This window comes from Acidovorax sp. GW821-FHT10E04 (genome assembly GCF_059415185.1).
In genome coordinates this window covers 81,409-97,665 of record NZ_JBWKMT010000002.1, presented here as the reverse complement: position 1 = coordinate 97,665, position 16,257 = coordinate 81,409, and the positions used below count along the sequence as shown (strand labels likewise).

Here is a 16,257-nt window from a genome sequence, read left to right as displayed (position 1 = left end):
TGGATGGTTTTCGGATAACGTCGCGCCATGACAATGAATGCACAGCACAAGATCAAATCGCTTCTGGATCAGCTTAACACGGTGATCGTGGGCAAGCAGGCCCAGGTACAGGACTGCGTGGCCTGCCTGCTGGCCGGCGGGCACCTTCTCATCGAGGATGTTCCGGGGGTGGGCAAGACCACCCTGGCCCATGCGCTGTCGCGCACTTTCGGCCTGCAGTTCTCGCGCGTGCAGTTCACGGCCGACCTGATGCCCAGCGATCTGACGGGCGTCTCGGTCTACGAGCGCGGCAAGGAAGCCTTCGTGTTCCACCCTGGCCCGGTGTTCGCCCAGGTGCTGCTGGCCGACGAAATCAACCGCGCCAGCCCCAAGACGCAAAGCGCGCTGCTCGAAGCCATGGAGGAAAAGCAGGTGTCGGTAGAGGGCGAGACGCGCGCCCTGCCCCACCCCTTCTTCGTGATCGCCACCCAGAACCCGCACGACCAGCTGGGCACCTTCGCGCTGCCCGAATCGCAGCTCGACCGCTTTCTGATGCGCATCTCCATCGGCTACCCCGACCGCGCGGCCGAGCGCGTGCTGCTGGCGGGCGCGGACCGGCGCGACATGGTGGACACCATGCTGCCGCTGCTGTCCGACGAGGAACTGGCCGAGCTGCAGCGCCAGGTGCAGGCCATCCATGCGGCCGACCCGCTGCTCAACTATGTGCAGGACCTCATCGCCGCCACGCGCTCGGGCCGGTGGTTCCTGCAGGGCCTTTCGCCCCGCGCGGGCATCGCCCTGGTGCGTGCTGCCAAGGCGCAGGCCCTCATCAGCGGGCGCGACTACGTGGCGCCCGACGACGTGCAGGCCGTGCTGCCCCAGACCATCGCCCACCGCCTGGTGCCCGTGGGCGATGCCGGACGCGGCGCGGTGGAACAGGTGCGCGCCATGGTCGAGGCCGTGCCGCTGCCGTGAAATGACAGCCGCCCATCCCCCCGCCACGCTCCGCCCGACCGGGGGCTGGCGCGCCATCCTGGCCCGGGTGAGCCCGCTTGCGCCACTGCGCCGCCGCTTCCAGCGCTGGTGGCAGGCGCGCCTGCCGCTGAGCGACACGCTCGCGCTCACGCAGCGCAATGTCTACATCCTGCCCACCGGCTCGGGCTGGATGCTGGCATTGACGCTCATCGTGCTGCTCATCGCGTCCATCAACTACCAGCTCAACCTGGGCTACCTGCTGACCTTTCTGCTGGCGGGCAGCGCCGTGGTGGGCATGCACATCTGCCACGCCAACCTGCGCGGGCTCACGCTGCACCTGAAGGCGCCCGAGCCACACTTCATGGGCACCAGCACGGCGTTTGACATCCAGCTGTCCAGCGAGCGCAAGACGCCGCGCTACGGCATCGCCCTGTCGGTGCACGGCACGGGCAAGGAGGCACGCCACTGGGCCTGGACCGACGTGCCCGCCCAAGGCCAGTCGAGCGTGCAGGTCGCCTTCAAGCCCCCGCGCCGGGGCCTGCACCGCGTGCCCACGCTGACGGCCGAGACGCGCTTTCCGCTCGGCACCTTCCGCGTCTGGACCTACTGGCGGCCCGCGGCCCAGGTGCTGGTCTACCCCGCGCCCGAGACCCCGGCACCGCCGCTGCCGACCGGCGAACCGCGCGCGGGCGGCGCCGGCAACACGCCCACGCAGGGCATTGGCGAATTCGACGGCGTGCGCGCCTACCGCCGGGGCGACCCGCTCAAGCTCGTGGTCTGGAAGAAGGCCGCCAAATCGCTGGGCACCGGCACGGACGACCTGGTCAGCCGCGACGCCCAGCAGGCCCAGCGGCACGAACTGTGGCTGGACCTGGCCCGCGCCTCGCTGCCCGACCACGAAGCCCGCATCTCACGCCTGGCCGCCTGGGTGCTGCAGGCCGACCGGCTGGGGCTGGACTATGGCCTGCGCCTGCCGGGTGTCGAGATCGCCCCGGACACGGGTGCGGCGCACCGACGAAATTGCCTGGAGGCACTGGCGCTGTGCTGAACCCCGCTTCAAAATCCGTATCCAGTGGGTCCCTGCCGCATACAGGCAAAGCGCAGGCAGCTATATTTTTTATAGCATGCCCACCACTCCAAGCCGGGCCTGGACCCTTGCCATGAACCTGCTCCGGACCCTTGTTTCCCTGCCGCGCGACGCCCGCGACACGCTCTTTCTGCTGTTCGTGATCGTCTGGGTCATCGCACCGCAGGTGTCCAACCTGCCGGTGTGGACCAGCCTGCTGGCCGGCGGGCTGCTGCTGTGGCGCGGCTGGCTCGCCTGGAAAGGCCGGCCCCTGCCCGGGCGCTGGACCGTGGGCGCCCTGCTGGTGGTGGCGGTGGCGGGCACGCTGTTCACGCACCGCACCATCCTCGGGCGCGATGCGGGCGTCACCCTGGTCGTCATGCTGCTGGCGCTCAAGATGCTGGAGCTGCGCGCGCGCCGCGACGCGATGGTGGTGTTCTTCCTGGGCTTCTTCACGATGCTCAGCAACTTCTTCTTCTCGCAGTCGCTGCTCACCGCCGCCGCCATGCTGGTGGCGCTGCTGGGCCTGCTCATGGCGCTGGTCAATGCCCACATGCCGGTGGGTCGCCCGCCCCTGGCGCAGACCTTTCGCATGGCGGGCACCATGGCGCTGCTGGGGGCCCCCATCATGGTGGCACTGTTCATGCTATTTCCGCGCATGGCGCCGCTGTGGGGCATGCCCGGGGAGAACCTCACGGGGCGCAGCGGCCTGTCGGGCACCATGAAGATCGGCGAGATGGCCGAGATCGCGCTCGACGAACGCGTGGCCATCCGCCTGCGCTTCGCGGGGGCGCCCACCGATGTCCCGCCCCAATCGGCGCTGTACTTCCGCGGCCCCGTCATGACGGCGTTCGATGGCCGGCAATGGCAGGCCGAGCCGTTTCGGGAAGACAGCGCCTGGGCCGCACGCGCGGCCCCGCCAGCCAACCTGCAGGTCAGCGGACCGGCCGTGCGCTACGAAGTGACGCTCGAGCCCCAGCGGCAACCCTGGCTGATGGTGCTGGAAGCCACCCCCGAGGCGCCCGAGCTGCCCAACAACGTGCGGGCCTACATGACCCAGGACCTGCAGTGGATGACCTCACGCCCCATCACCGAGGTGATGCGCTACCAGGCCGTGAGCTACCCCGAGTACCGCCATGGCCCCCAGCAGTCCGTGCGGCAGCTGCGCGTGTACACGGAGCTCCCCCCCGGCTTCAACCCCCGCACCCTGGCTTTGGCCGCGCAAATGCGCGCAGACCCCGCGCTGGCCAGCGGCGGAACAAGCGCGCTGGTCAATGCGGCCCTGCAGCGCCTGCGCACGGGCGGCTACACCTACACCCTCGATCCCGGCGTCTATGGCGAACACACCGCCGACGAGTTCTGGTTTGACCGCAAGGAAGGTTTTTGCGAACACATTGCCTCGGCCTTCGTGGTGCTGATGCGCGCCCTGGATGTGCCCGCACGCATCGTCACGGGCTACCAGGGGGGTGAACGCAATCCCGTGGACGGCTACTGGACCGTGCGCAATGCCGATGCCCACGCCTGGGCCGAGGTGTGGATGGAAGGCCGCGGCTGGGTGCGCGTGGACCCCACGGGCGCCGTCTCGCCAGGCCGCGTGGGGGCGTTCCAGCGCCTGCAGGCGCCCCAAGGCGCGTTCGCGGCCGCGATGGGCACCCTCAGCCCGGGCATGGTGCAGAACCTGCGCGCCGTGTGGGAAGCCGTCAACAACAGCTGGAACCAGTGGGTGCTCAACTACACGCAGAGCCGCCAGATGGACCTGCTCAAGGCGCTGGGGTTTGAATCCCCCAGCTGGCAGGACCTCACCACCGTGCTGGGCACCCTGGTCATCGCGGCCGCGCTGGGCGGCATGGGCTGGAGCCTGTGGGAACGCAGCCAGCACGACCCCTGGCTGCGGCTGCTGGCCCGCACGCGCCAGCGCCTGGCGCGCGCGGGCCTGCCACTGCCGGAAACCCTGCCACCGCGCGCGATGGCCGAACGGGTGCGGGCACAATTCGGGGCGCCAGCCGACGCAGTGGCAGACTGGCTGCTGCGGCTGGAGCGACTGCGCTACGCCCCCCACCCCGACACCGAACTGGGCACGCTGCGGCGCGAATTCCGCACCCTGCCCTGGCCAAGGAAATGAATCATCCCCCTGAGCGGCTTCGATGCTCCGTGCAGCCGCCAGAGACGGCAGCCCTTCGGGGCCGTCCCAGCCTGCGCAGGCAGGCCTGGATCCGCGGCCTCCAGCCCCTTCTCTCGGCTCCGCCACGAAGGGGGGCGCCGCCAGCGCGGCAGGGCTGCCCTTGCGCGGTGACGCCGGCCCGGGCCGCGCCGGTTGCGCGGCGCAGGGACACAACAAAGTAACGAACAACCGACATGAAGAAGACAGCCCGATGGGCCAATATTGCTATATTTTTAATAGCATCTTGCGCAATAACAGCAAGCGCCAGCCCCCAAAAACCCTCTAAACCCACCGCCACGAAGCAAAAGCCCGCGGTGCCCTATGCATCGCGCCCCGAGGCCCTGCAGTTTGCCGACGACCTGGCCGCGCGCCGCGACCTGGACCGCGAATGGGTACGCCAGGCCATCGGGCAGGCGCACTTCCTGCCACAGGTCCCCCGCCTCATGCTGCCGCCAGCCAAAGGCACCGCCAAGAACTGGCGCGTGTACCGCAGCCGCTTCATCGACCCCATCCGCATCCGCGCCGGCCAGCGGTTCTGGCAGGAGAACGAGGCCACGCTGGAGCGAGCCGAGCGCGAGTACGGCGTGCCCGCCGAGATCATCGTGGGCATCATCGGCGTGGAGACCATCTACGGCCAGCAGATGGGCACGTTCCGGGTGATGGACGCGCTGGCCACGCTGGCGTTTGATTTCCCGTCAACCCACCCGCGTGCCAAGGAGCGCACCGCATTTTTCCGCGGTGAGCTGGAGCAGTTCCTGAGCCTCACCAACCGCAGCGACACCGACCCGTTCGAGCCCCGTGGCAGCTACGCCGGTGCCATGGGCCTGGGGCAGTTCATGCCGTCGAGCTGGGTGCGCTATGCGATTGACTTCGATGGCGACGGCCGCGTGGACCTGTTCAAGAGCCCGGCGGACGCCATCGGCTCGGTGGCCAACTACTTCCGCGGCCATGGCTGGACGCCAGGCATGCCCACGCACTTTGGCGTGCAGTTCGACGCCGCGCGCCTGCAGCTCGACGACCTGCTGGCACCCGACATCCTGCCCACCTTCAGCGTGGCCAGCATGACAGCCAAAGGCGCGGTGCTGGATGCCCAGGGCGCGCAGCACACCGGCCCGCTGGCACTGGTGGAACTGCAAAACGGCGGCGAGCCCGCCAGCTATGTGGCAGGCACCGAGAATTTCTACGCCATCACGCGCTACAACTGGTCCAGCTACTACGCGATGGCCGTGATCGAGCTGGGCCGCGAGGTGGCGGCGGCGCGAGCGCGCTGATCCTGGCGCTGAGGCGGCCGGAGCAGGCGCACAGGGTCGACCGAGGGGCCGAGCACCGGATGGCCCGCAATACCCTTCGCGAGCCGAACTGCCTGGTGGGGCTCTGCGGATCGGAGCCAGCTGTACTACCCGCACCGCACGCATCCGGTGGCGAAGGGGAAAGACCTGTCCTGGCCGCAGGGCCAAAGCGGGGTTTGCCAGCGCCTGCCAGCACGGTTGCGCAACTCAAGCCACAATGCGTCGCTCCCCCGCTTGCCCGGCAACCGCCGCGGCGGCACGCACTATTCCTGACCACCATCCCATGCCTGCATCACCTTCTTCCATGCCCGCTGCGGACGCGATCGTCCGTGTGCGCGGCGTGAGCAAAACCTACGCTGGCGGGTTCCAGGCACTCAAGAACATCGACCTGGACATCCGGCGCGGCGAGATCTTTGCCCTGCTCGGGCCCAACGGCGCGGGAAAGACCACGCTCATCAGCGTGATCTGCGGCATGAGCAATGCCACGGCGGGCTCCATCAGCGCCGATGGCCATGACACCGTGCGGAACTACCGCGCCGCCCGCGCGGCCATTGGCCTCGTGCCCCAGGAGCTGCACACCGATTCGTTTGAAACCGTGTGGGCCACGGTCAACTTCAGCAGAGGGCTGTTCGGCAAGGCTCCCGACCCTGCTTTCATCGAAAAGATCCTGAAGGACCTGTCGCTGTGGGACAAGAAGGACAGCAAGATCCTCGCGCTCTCGGGCGGCATGAAACGCCGCGTGCTGATCGCCAAGGCGCTGTCGCACGAGCCCAAGATCCTGTTCCTCGACGAGCCCAGCGCGGGCGTGGACGTGGAGCTGCGCCACGACATGTGGCGCCTGGTGCGGGCGCTGCGCGATGCGGGCACCACCATCATCCTGACCACGCATTACCTGGAGGAAGCCGAGGACATGGCCGACCGCATCGGCGTGATCCGCAAGGGCGAGCTGATCGTGGTGGAGGACAAAAATGTGCTGATGCGCAAGCTGGGCAAGAAGCAGCTTGCACTCACGCTGCAGCAACCGATGCAGCAGATACCCGCGTCGCTGGCCCGCTGGCCACTGGTGCTTAGCCAGGGTGGCACCATGCTCACCTACACCTTTGACACCCAGCAAGAAGACACAGGCATTGCCGCACTTTTGCGCGCGCTGGCCGAACACGGGATTGACTTCAAGGACCTGCATTCCAGCGAGAGTTCGCTCGAAGACATTTTTGTGGGCCTGGTGCACCAGGACAAGGACCAGGACCACGCCCCGTCGCAACAGAAAGCATCCCGAGCATGACCGGCCTGAACCTGCATGGCGTGCGTGCCATCTATCGCTTCGAGATGAACCGTGCCTTTCGCACCTGGATGCAAAGCCTGATCGCACCGGTGCTGTCCACGGCGCTGTACTTCATCGTCTTTGGCTCGGCCATTGGCTCGCGCATGGGCGACATCGGCGGCGTGAGCTATGGGGCCTACATCATCCCCGGCCTGCTCATGCTGTCGCTGCTGTCCGAAAGCATTTCCAACTCGGCTTTTGGCATCTACATGCCCAAGTGGTCCGGCACCATCTACGAGCTGCTCAGCGCGCCGGTCAACTGGGTCGAGGTGCTGCTGGGCTATGTCGGCGCCGCAGCCACCAAGTCGCTGCTGGTATCGGTGCTCATCCTCACCACCGCCAGGGTGTTTGTGCCCTACGAAGTGGCGCATCCGGTGTGGATGGTGGGCTTTCTGGTGCTCACCGCCGTCACGTTCTGCCTGTTCGGATTCATCATCGGCCTCTGGGCTGACAGCTTTCAAAAGCTGCAGGTGATACCGCTACTGGTCATCACACCGCTGACGTTTCTCGGCGGTGCGTTCTACAGCATCAGCATGCTGCCGCCGTTCTGGCAGACCGTTTCGCTGTTCAACCCGGTGGTCTATCTCATCAGCGGGTTGCGCTGGGCGTTCTACGGCCAGGCCGATGTCCACATCGGCGTGAGCGCGGGCATGACGTTCGTGTTCATGGCCCTGTGCCTTGTCGTGGTGTGGTGGGTGTTCAAGACGGGACGGCGCATCCGGCGCTGAACGCACCGCAAGACGTGGGCTGGGCGGTGCTTCATAGAGTCAGCATTTTGAACTTGAAACAACCCGTTCGGTCTGAGCCTGCTGCAACTGGATCACCTCTTACCGCAAGACTCCTGCCCACCTTCAGCGCTGCCAGCATACAAGCAAAGGGCGGCGTGCTGGATGGCGCCGCCGCGCCCCTGGCCTCGTCGAACTACACAACGGCGGTGATACGCCGAGCTACGTGCCGGGCACCGAAAACCGCTACGCCATCACCCGCTACAACCGGTCGATCTGCTACGCCATGTCGGTGATCGAGCTGGGCAGCGACGTCGCGGCTGCGCGGTCCACGCAGTAGCCGTCGACAGTCGGGCCGGCCGCCGCTGGAACCCAGCCCAGCTCCGGCGCAATGTACTGCGCGGTGTCGCTCAGGATCTGCGCGTACTCGTGCACGTTGAAGTCATATGGCAGCTCCAGCCGCAGCTCCTGCACGCGCGGCACGATCGGGTCCTGGCGCAGGCTTTCCAGGATCTCATCGGACGTCCCCACCAGATCGCGCGCAAACAGCGTACGGCGCTCGCCCTGGGGTGCCATCGTGCGAACCTCGCGCAGCGCCGCCCAGGCTCGGTAGCGCGCCCGGCTCGCAGCATCTGCGCTGTCCAGCGGCACGACGACCCGGCCCAGCGCCACACGCGGGGCGTGGGGAGCCGACCAGTGGGCATGAAACAGTTCGAGCTGACTGCGCTGCGCCGCGAAGAAATCGTCTGTCTGCTCACCACGGTTGAGATTGCCGATCAGCAGGTGGTAGCCCTGGGCACCCGCCCACTGCGCAGACTTCAGCGACCCGCCGCCGTACCACAGTCTCTCCACGAGCCCCGCCGCATGCGGCTGCACCCGCGGGCGCTGGCGTCCTGCGGGCGACTCCACGAAAAAGTCGTCGTCGCCGAAATAATCACCGCGCAGGTTGCTGCGCAGCCGCTCCACCCGCGCGTGCGAAAAATCGATGGCCTGCGCATCGCCGTCGAACAAACGCCCGCCCAGCAGCGGCCCGTAGGGTGGCGCCCCCGCACTCAGCCCCACCTGCAGGCGCCCGCGCGACAGCACGTCCACCGTCGCCAGGTCCTCGGCCAGCCGGAAAGGGTTCTCATACCCCATCTGGATCACCGCCGTGCCCAGCGCGATGCGCCCCGTGCGCTGCGTGGCGGCGGCCAGCAGCGTGGCCGCGGACGACACCGCCCGCTCCAGATGCCGCTGGCGCACCCACGCGCCCTGGTAGCCCAGCGCTTCCCCCAGCTCGAACAGCCGCAAGGTGTCTTCCAAACCCTGCAGCGGGCTGTCCTCGGCATAGTTGCCCGGCGTCAGAAATGCGAGATGAGAAATAGCCATGGATGAAAAAGAAAAAGGATCAACAGACGCCGATCAGACCGACAGACGCCCGCAACCGGCGCGCCCCCACGCCAGCGCACCCGTGGATCTGGCTCCGCCAGTCCACCGGGTGCGTCCCCCTGAGGGGGAAGTCGCGCAGCGGCTCAGAGGGCTTCAGAACTTGGGCAAGCCCGGGGGATTGGTTTCCGATTTGGGCAACGCTTCCTCCAGCAGACTCCAGCGCTGCAGCGCCTGCGTGTACTTGCCGTTCTTGATGAGCCCATTGGTGGCCAGCGTCAGCGCATCGGCCAGGCCCGAGCCCTTGCGCGTGGTGATGGCCACGTCGGACTTGAGCGGCCAGCCCGCGTTCACCGTGCCCACGAGCTTGATCTTGCCGTCCTTGGCCGCGTGGTAGGCCTGCGGCGCGTTGGGGTTGAAGTTGGCGTCGGCCCGGCCCGACACCACGCCCAGCAGCCGCGCGGCGTCGTCGTCGAAGTACACGGGCTCCACGGGCTTGAGGCCTGCGGCGACGTTTTGCTTGTTCCACTCCAGCAGGATGCGCTCCTGGTTGGTGCCCGATCCGGTGATGACCTTCAGCCCCGCAATGTCCTTGGGCTCCTTGATGGACGTGATCTTGCTGTCGGCGCGCACATAGAAGCCGTGCAGGCCCAGGCGGTAGGTGGAGAAGTCGTACTTCTCCTTGCGCTGCTCCGTCACGCCCACGTTGGAGATCACCGCGTCGTACTTGCCCGAGGTGAGCCCGAGCGGCCAGTCGGCCCAGGCAATCGGCAGCAGTTCGAGCTTGAGCCCCAGTGCGTCGGCAATCAGCTGTGCATAGTCCGGATCGAACCCCACCACCGTCTTGGCGTCGCTGGCATACGTGGCGATGGGGGGCGCAAACGGCGCGATCGCCACGGTGAAGACTCCTTCCTTCACGAACTTGAAATTCTTCGGAATGGCCTGGACGGCCGCTGCGTCTTTCTCGGCGCGGATGCGGCCCATTTGCTCGGGGCTGAAGTCAAACGCGGTGGCAGCACCGGCCACGGTCCACGCGCAGGACAGCGCGCACGCCGAGGCCAGGGCCACCAGGCTGCGGCGCGACAGGGAATGGAGAGTCAGAATCATGGATGGTCCTTGAAGGCTGCAGGCTTACTTCTTGGGCAAGCCGGGAGGGTTGGTGCGCGAGACCTGGATGGCCTCGGACTGCAGGTTCCAGCGCTCGAGCGCCTTGGCGTAGTTGCCGTTCTTGATCTGCGCATTCAGTGCCGTGGTGATCGCGTCGGCAATGCCCGAACCCTTGCGCGAGGTCACGGCAATCTCGGCCGCCTGCGGCCAGCCGCCCGAGAAGGTTCCCACCAGTTTCGTCTTGCCATCGCGCGCGTTGTGCGCGGCGATGCCGTTGGGGGCCAGGTACGCGTCGGCGCGGCCCGAGGCCAGCGCCAAGTACAACACCACATCGTCGTCGTAGTACTGGATGTCCACCGGCTTGAGGCCTGCGGCGATGTTCTGCTGGTTCCAACGCAGCAGGATCTGCTCCTGGTTGGTGCTCGCGCCGACCACCACCTTCAGGCCCGCCACATCCTTGGGCTCCTTGACGGACGTGATCTTGCTGTCGGCCTTCACATACACGCCCAGCTGGTCATTGCGGTAGGTCGAGAAGTCGAACTTTTCCTTGCGCTCCTCGGTCACGGTGACGTTGGAGATCACCACGTCGAACTTGCCGGATTGCAGGCCCAGCGGCCAGTCGGCCCAGGCCACGGACACCAGCTCCAGCTTGCGCCCCAGGCTGTCGGCCACCAGCTGTGCGATGTCCGGCGCGTTGCCCACGGGCGTCTTGTTGTCGGTGGCATAGGCGCCGAATGGCAGCCGGCCCGTGGTGGTGCCCACGGTGAGGACGCCGTCCTTGGCGAACTTGAAATCCTTGGCGACGAGCTTGATCGCCTCGTCCACCTTCTGCGAGCGGGGACGCGTGGGCTGCTCGGGACTCAGGTCGATGGCCTGCGCAGCAGCGTGGACGGGCGCCAGTGCGGCGATGGACGCAGCGGCCAGTGCAAGGGCTGCGAGGGTTCGGTTCACAAGGGTCATGGATCGGCTCCGGGGATGAAATGGATAGGTCAGGAAAACAGGCAAATGAAGGAAGCAAAAAATCGGCAGATCACAGCGGCGCCCATGCCGCAGCCCGGCCTGGGCTAAAGGCCGGCTGCCCCAGAAAGGCCGCTGCGGGTGGGGGAATGTGTGGCGGCTCAGAGCACCTTGGCCAGGAACTCCGCCGTGCGGGGGTGGTCGGGCTGGCTGAACACCTTGGCGGGCGTGCCGGTCTCCAGCACGCGGCCCTGCTCCATGAAGACGACCGTGTCGGCCACCTCGCGGGCAAAGCCGATCTCGTGCGTCACGATGATGAGCGTGGTGCCGGTGCGTGCCAGTTCCTTGATCACATCGAGCACCTCGCCCACCAGCTCCGGGTCCAGCGCAGACGTGGGCTCGTCGAACAGCAGCACCTTGGGCTTGAGCGCCAGGGCCCGTGCAATGGCCACGCGCTGCTGCTGCCCGCCGGAAAGCTGCCGTGGATAGCTGTGCGCCTTGTCGGACAGGCCCACACGCGCCAGCAGCTCCAGCGCCAGCGCTTCAGCCTCGGCACGCGGCAGCTTGCGCACGGTGACCGGGGCTTCGACGATGTTCTCCAGCACGGTGAGGTGCGGGAACAGGTTGAAGTTCTGGAACACCATGCCCACGTCCACCCGGCGTTGGAGGATGTCCTTCTCACCCAGCTCGTACAGGGTGTCCGCGTCCTGGCGGTAGCCGATCAGCTCGCCATCGATGGCAATGAAACCATCGTCCACCCGCTCCAGGTGGTTGATGGTGCGCAGCAAGGTCGACTTGCCCGAGCCGGACTGCCCCAGGATCACCGTGACGCTGCCGGGCGGCACCGTCAGCGTCACGTCCTTGAGCACTCGCAGGGCGCCGTAGCTCTTGGACACGCCGTGGATGGTGACTTCACCACCGCGGTTGCGCTCGCCCGTCCAGCGCGGCACGGTGGCGACGGCGGGCGTGGGCGCCGCTGCCGGTGCGGTCACGGCTGTATCACCTTGAACGGCCACGCGCCGCGCAGGCCGCAGGCGCTGCGCAATGCCGCTGAAGATCGACGGCGGCAGGCTGCGCAGCGCGCCCTTGGAAAAATGCCGCTCGATGTAGTACTGCAGCAGCGACAGCACCGTGAGGATCACCAGGTACCACACGGTCGCCACCATCAGCAGCGGGATCACCTCCAGGTTGCGGCGGTAGATGATCTGGATGGTGTAGAACAGCTCGGGCAGGGCCAGGATGTACACGTTGGACGTGCCCTTGGCCAGCCCGATGATGTCGTTGAAGCCTGCCGGCAAGATGGACCGCATGGCCTGCGGCAGCACGATGCGGAACGCCTGGCGGCGGCGCGGCAGGCCCAGTGCGGCGGCCGCTTCCAGCTGCCCCTGGTCCACCGACAAAATGCCGCCACGCACGATCTCCGATGCAAAGGCCGCCTGGTTCAGCGTAAGGCCGATCAACGCCGCCACGAACGGGCTGATGAGCTGCGCGGTGGGGTACGAGAAGAACGTCCAGCCGGTGAAAGGCACGCCCAGGCTCACGGTCTCGTACAGGTAGCCCAGGTTGTTGATGATGAGCAGCAGCACGATGACCGGGATGGACCGGAAGATCCAGATGAACGTCCACGACAGCCCCGCCAGCAGCGGCGAGCGCGACACCCGGGCCAGTGCCAGCGCCGTGCCCAGCGTGAATCCGAACAACGCCCCCAGCGCGGTGAGCAGCAGGGTGCGGCCCAGGCCCACCAGCACGGGCTCCGAGAAGAAATACTCGCCGAAGATGCTCCAGCCCCAGCGCGGGTTGGTGAACACCGAATACAGCACCAGCCCAATGACCACGGCGGCAAACACCGTGCCGGCCGCCCGTGCCCGGTAGCGCGCGGGCACGACTTTGTAGTGCGAATAGTCACCCTTCACCGGGGCAGGTGCGGGGGAGGACGAGGGTGTCGGGGCAGGCGTGCTGAGCGCATGGCTGTGGACACCAGGGGGCGCGGCATGGCCGGGGCCCAGCGGCAGACCGGCAGCGGCGTCCAGGGTGGTGGAGGTGGACATGGTGGTGAGGTCTCGCGGTCTGTCGAGGTTCGTGGAAAAGAGCGGGGTGGGCTGGGCAGGTGTCTGTGGCGGGCTTCAGGCCGCTTGCGCCACGACTGCAGCGGGTCCCACGCCCAGGGCGTGCGGTGTGGCGTGTGCCGTCAACGTGGGGGTGGACTCCAGGCCGTCCACGGCGCGCAGAGTCTTCTCGAACGGCAGGTGGCGGTACGTCGCGTGCGGCAGCGTGGTGTCGAACAGCGCCGTGTACCCATGGCCCAGATACAGCCCGACGGCCTCGGGCTGGCGAAAGCCGGTGGTGAGGTACAGCCGGGCATAGCCCTGACGCAGCGCCTGCGCTTCGAGCTCCAGCAATACCTTGGCGGCGACCCCCTGGCGGCGGTGGGCCGAGTGCGTCCACACGCGCTTGAGCTCCGCCGTGAGCGCGTCGCTGTGGCGCTTGAAGGCACCGCCGCCAATCGCCTGTCCGCCGCGCAGCAGCAGTACAAAGTTGCCGCCATGCTCCGGCGTGAACAGCTCGGGCGGGTACTTCTCCATCTCACGCTGCCCGCCTTCGCGGTCGTAGAACTCGCCGTAACGCGACTCGTACTCGTGCGACAGCTCTTCGATGAGCGGGCGGGCCAGGGGATCGGCGGGCGAGGTGTAGATGAAGCTGTCATTCATGGGGAGGGCTTTCTCGTGAAAGGGTCTCAGGCCAGAAACCGCTCAGCCAGCCGCACCCAGTACGTGGCCGAGGGCGCCAGGATGGCGTCGTTGAAGTCGTAGTACGGGCTGTGCAGCGATGCCCCATCGCCATTGCCCACGAACACGTAGCTGCCCGGGCGCTTGAGCAGCATGAAGGCGAAGTCCTCGCTGGCCGTGCGCGGGCGAAAGCCAGCCTCCACACGGGCTGCGCCAAAGGTGTCGAGCGCAACGCTGCGTGCCAGTTCCGTCTCGGCTTCATGGTTGAGCACGGCCGGGTAGCCGGGCCGGTACAACACATCGGCCGTGGCGCCAAAGCTCTCGGCCTGCGCGCGGGCGATGGCCGGAATGCGCTCCTTGAGCACCTCGCGCACCTCGGGCTTGAAGGCGCGGGCCGTGAGCTTGAGCTCCACGCTCTCGGGCACCACGTTGGGTGCGTTGCCTCCGTGGATCGAGCCCACCGTGACCACGCCCATGTCGAGTGGATCCACATTGCGCGAGACCACCGTCTGCAGCGCGGTGATGATGTGCGCGCTGGCCACCACCGGGTCCACCGTCTCGTGCGGCGCGGCGCCGTGGCCGCCCTTGCCGCGCACGGTGATGGTGATCTGGTCCACCGAGGCCATGGCAGGCCCCGTCACGCAACCAAAGTGCCCCTCGCCCACGCAGGGCCAGTTGTGCAGGCCAAACACCGCGTCGCACGGAAAGCGCTCGAACAGGCCCTCGCCGATCATGCGGTGGGCGCCGCCGCCGTTCTCCTCGGCGGGCTGGAAGATGAGGTTCAGCGTGCCGTCGAAGCGGCCCGACTCGGCCAGGAAGCGCGCCGCAGCCAGCAGCACCGTGGTGTGCCCGTCGTGCCCGCAGGCGTGCATCACACCGGCGTTCTGGCTGGCATAGGGCAGGCCCGTGGCCTCGGTGATGGGCAGTGCGTCCATGTCGGCACGGATGCCCAGGGTCTTGGTGCCCTGCCCTTTGCGCAGCGTGCCCACCAGGCCGGTGCCCGCGATGCCGGTGGTTACCTCATAGCCCCAGGACGCGAGGCGCTCAGCCACAATGGCCGAGGTGTGGTGCTCATGGAACGACAGCTCGGGGTGCTGGTGCAGGTCCCGGCGCAATGCCTGGAACTCGTGGATGAAGGCGGCAATGCCCTCTTCCACACTTTTCACCCGCTGCACGTCGTGCGCGGAAGCCGCTGCAGGCAATGCGGCTCCCATCACGCGGCCTTCTTCTCTGCCGCCGCGGCTGCATCCACAACGGCCTGCGCATACCGGCTGGCCTTGCGTGGCAGCCCCAGGTGGTCGCGCAGCGTGTGGCCCGGCAGCGTGCGCTGGTAGCGGCCCCGCGCCTCCAGCACGGGGATCACGTGGGTGATGAAATCGTCGAGCCCCTGCGACAGCACGGGGAAGCCCAGGATGAAGCCATCGGCCGCGCCCTCGTCCACCCAGCGGATGATCTCGTCGGCCACGCGCTCGCCGGTGCCCACGAACTGCGAGCGCGGCGTGGCGGCCTCCAGCGCCACCTGGCGCAGGGTCAGGCCGCGCGCCTTGGCATCGGCCTTGATGCGGTCGGTGGTGGAGCGAAAGCTGTTGCGGCCGATCTCGCCCAGGTCCGGGAAGGGCGCGTCCAGCGGGTACTGGCTGAAGTCGTGGTGGTCGAAGTAGCGGCCCAGGTAGGCCAGCGCTTCATCGACGGTGAGCAGCTCGCGGATGGCCTGGTACTTGGCGTCCGCCTCTTCCTGCGTGGCGCCCACCACGGGGCCGATGCCGGGGAAGATCTTCACATCGTCGGCCTGGCGGCCATGCACCACGGCGCTGGCCTTGACCTTGCGCAGAAAGCTGCGCGTCTCCTCCACCGACGGCGAGTGGGTGAACACCGCATCGGCGTACTTGCCCGCCAGGCCGATGCCGGCGTCGGAGGAACCCGCCTGGAAGATCACCGGCTGCCCCTGCGGCGACCGGCCGATGTTGAGCGGCCCCGCCACCTGGAAGAAGCGGCCCTTGTGGTTCAGCGTGTGCAGCTTGGCGGGGTCGAAGAACTGGCCCGTGGCGCGGTTGCGCACCACGGCGTCTTCGTCCCAGCTGTCCCACAGGCCTTGCGTCACCTGCAGGTACTCGTCGGCGATCTCGTAGCGCAGCGCATGGTCGGGGTGGTTGCGGCTGTAGTTGCTGGCCGTGCCCTCCAGCGGCGTGGTCACCACGTTCCAGCCAGCGCGCCCCTTGCTGATGAGGTCCAGCGACGCGAACTGCCGCGCCACCGTGAATGGCTCGCTGTAAGAGGTGGAGATGGTGCCCGCCAGCCCGATCTTCGACGTCGCCACGGCCAGCGCCGACAGGATGGAGATGGGCTCGAAGCGGTTCAGAAAGTGCGGGATGGACTTCGCGTTGATGAACAGCCCGTCGGCAACAAAGGCGAAGGCGATGCCGTTGGCCTCGGCCTTCCGCGTGGTCTCGATGTAGAAGTCGAGGTTGACGCTCGCGTCCGCAGGGCCTGCGGGGTGCTTCCACGAATTCATGTGGCCGCCAGCGCCGTGCAGCATGACGCCGAAGCGGATGGGTTGTGGGGTGTTGCTCATGGTGTCTGTTCCTG

General features: G+C 67.5%; 13 protein-coding genes. 6 read left to right on the top strand and 7 right to left on the bottom strand.

All coding sequences use genetic code 11. From position 1 onward, the window contains the following. The first annotated feature begins 33 nt into the window (after positions 1–33). The 6 genes from AC07OC_RS05285 to AC07OC_RS05260 all read left to right on the top strand — a co-directional run bounded on the left by AC07OC_RS05285 (position 34) and on the right by AC07OC_RS05260 (position 7,519). Complete coding sequence (locus AC07OC_RS05285) at positions 34–954, top strand: AAA family ATPase (RefSeq protein WP_218294447.1); 921 nt, start codon at positions 34–36, stop codon at positions 952–954. Between the two features lies 1 nt (position 955). Continuing rightward, the gene (locus tag AC07OC_RS05280; protein ID WP_494600476.1) at positions 956–2,002 is read left to right on the top strand and encodes a DUF58 domain-containing protein; all 1,047 of its coding nucleotides are present in this window, start codon (positions 956–958) and stop codon (positions 2,000–2,002) included. A 112-nt stretch (positions 2,003–2,114) separates the two neighbouring features. Next, positions 2,115–4,142 carry a transglutaminase TgpA family protein gene (locus AC07OC_RS05275; protein WP_494600475.1) on the top strand — a complete coding sequence of 676 codons (2,028 nt, stop codon included), beginning with the start codon at positions 2,115–2,117 and terminating at the stop codon, positions 4,140–4,142. 233 nt (positions 4,143–4,375) lie between these two features. After that, complete coding sequence (gene mltB, locus AC07OC_RS05270) at positions 4,376–5,452, top strand: lytic murein transglycosylase B (RefSeq protein WP_494594548.1); 1,077 nt, start codon at positions 4,376–4,378, stop codon at positions 5,450–5,452. Between the two features lie 301 nt (positions 5,453–5,753). Continuing rightward, positions 5,754–6,752, top strand: a complete 999-nt coding sequence (locus AC07OC_RS05265) for an ABC transporter ATP-binding protein (RefSeq protein WP_494600474.1) — start codon at positions 5,754–5,756, stop codon at positions 6,750–6,752. A 5-nt stretch (positions 6,753–6,757) separates the two neighbouring features. Beyond that, on the top strand, positions 6,758–7,519 hold the full coding sequence (locus tag AC07OC_RS05260) for an ABC transporter permease (protein ID WP_218294445.1): 762 nt from the start codon (positions 6,758–6,760) through the stop codon (positions 7,517–7,519). 276 nt (positions 7,520–7,795) lie between these two features. On the opposite strand, the gene AC07OC_RS05255 is transcribed toward AC07OC_RS05260, so the two are convergent. The 7 genes from AC07OC_RS05255 to AC07OC_RS05225 all read right to left on the bottom strand — a co-directional run bounded on the left by AC07OC_RS05255 (position 7,796) and on the right by AC07OC_RS05225 (position 16,243). Beyond that, positions 7,796–8,884, bottom strand: a complete 1,089-nt coding sequence (locus tag AC07OC_RS05255) for an LLM class flavin-dependent oxidoreductase (RefSeq protein WP_218340654.1) — start codon at positions 8,882–8,884, stop codon at positions 7,796–7,798. A gap of 153 nt (positions 8,885–9,037) precedes the next feature. Then, entirely contained in the window at positions 9,038–9,988 is a 951-nt protein-coding gene (locus AC07OC_RS05250) for an ABC transporter substrate-binding protein (RefSeq protein ID WP_218340653.1), read from the bottom strand. Between the two features lie 24 nt (positions 9,989–10,012). After that, a complete protein-coding gene (locus AC07OC_RS05245) occupies positions 10,013–10,948 on the bottom strand; it encodes an ABC transporter substrate-binding protein (RefSeq protein ID WP_218340652.1) in 936 nt (311 codons plus the stop codon). 158 nt (positions 10,949–11,106) lie between these two features. Next, positions 11,107–12,993 carry an amino acid ABC transporter permease/ATP-binding protein gene (locus AC07OC_RS05240; protein ID WP_494600473.1) on the bottom strand — a complete coding sequence of 629 codons (1,887 nt, stop codon included), beginning with the start codon at positions 12,991–12,993 and terminating at the stop codon, positions 11,107–11,109. Between the two features lie 75 nt (positions 12,994–13,068). After that, positions 13,069–13,653 carry a GNAT family N-acetyltransferase gene (locus AC07OC_RS05235; protein ID WP_494600472.1) on the bottom strand — a complete coding sequence of 195 codons (585 nt, stop codon included), beginning with the start codon at positions 13,651–13,653 and terminating at the stop codon, positions 13,069–13,071. A 26-nt stretch (positions 13,654–13,679) separates the two neighbouring features. Continuing rightward, positions 13,680–14,885: a M20 aminoacylase family protein gene (locus tag AC07OC_RS05230; RefSeq protein ID WP_494600471.1), complete on the bottom strand. Its 1,206-nt coding sequence runs from the start codon at positions 14,883–14,885 to the stop codon at positions 13,680–13,682. After that, complete coding sequence (locus AC07OC_RS05225; protein WP_494600470.1) at positions 14,885–16,243, bottom strand: LLM class flavin-dependent oxidoreductase; 1,359 nt, start codon at positions 16,241–16,243, stop codon at positions 14,885–14,887. The genes AC07OC_RS05230 and AC07OC_RS05225 overlap by 1 nt, the downstream gene beginning before the upstream one ends. Positions 16,244–16,257: the final 14 nt, after the last annotated feature.

Coding starts and splice junctions, on each gene's coding strand:
- AC07OC_RS05275 (WP_494600475.1), top strand. CDS start 2,115: ATGAACCTGCTCCGGACCCTTGTTTCCCTGCCGCGCGACGCCCGCGAC.
- AC07OC_RS05250 (WP_218340653.1), bottom strand. CDS start 9,988: ATGATTCTGACTCTCCATTCCCTGTCGCGCCGCAGCCTGGTGGCCCTG.
- mltB (WP_494594548.1), top strand. CDS start 4,376: ATGAAGAAGACAGCCCGATGGGCCAATATTGCTATATTTTTAATAGCA.
- AC07OC_RS05230 (WP_494600471.1), bottom strand. CDS start 14,885: ATGGGAGCCGCATTGCCTGCAGCGGCTTCCGCGCACGACGTGCAGCGG.
- AC07OC_RS05265 (WP_494600474.1), top strand. CDS start 5,754: ATGCCTGCATCACCTTCTTCCATGCCCGCTGCGGACGCGATCGTCCGT.
- AC07OC_RS05255 (WP_218340654.1), bottom strand. CDS start 8,884: ATGGCTATTTCTCATCTCGCATTTCTGACGCCGGGCAACTATGCCGAG.
- AC07OC_RS05280 (WP_494600476.1), top strand. CDS start 956: ATGACAGCCGCCCATCCCCCCGCCACGCTCCGCCCGACCGGGGGCTGG.
- AC07OC_RS05245 (WP_218340652.1), bottom strand. CDS start 10,948: ATGACCCTTGTGAACCGAACCCTCGCAGCCCTTGCACTGGCCGCTGCG.
- AC07OC_RS05225 (WP_494600470.1), bottom strand. CDS start 16,243: ATGAGCAACACCCCACAACCCATCCGCTTCGGCGTCATGCTGCACGGC.
- AC07OC_RS05235 (WP_494600472.1), bottom strand. CDS start 13,653: ATGAATGACAGCTTCATCTACACCTCGCCCGCCGATCCCCTGGCCCGC.
- AC07OC_RS05240 (WP_494600473.1), bottom strand. CDS start 12,993: ATGTCCACCTCCACCACCCTGGACGCCGCTGCCGGTCTGCCGCTGGGC.
- AC07OC_RS05285 (WP_218294447.1), top strand. CDS start 34: ATGAATGCACAGCACAAGATCAAATCGCTTCTGGATCAGCTTAACACG.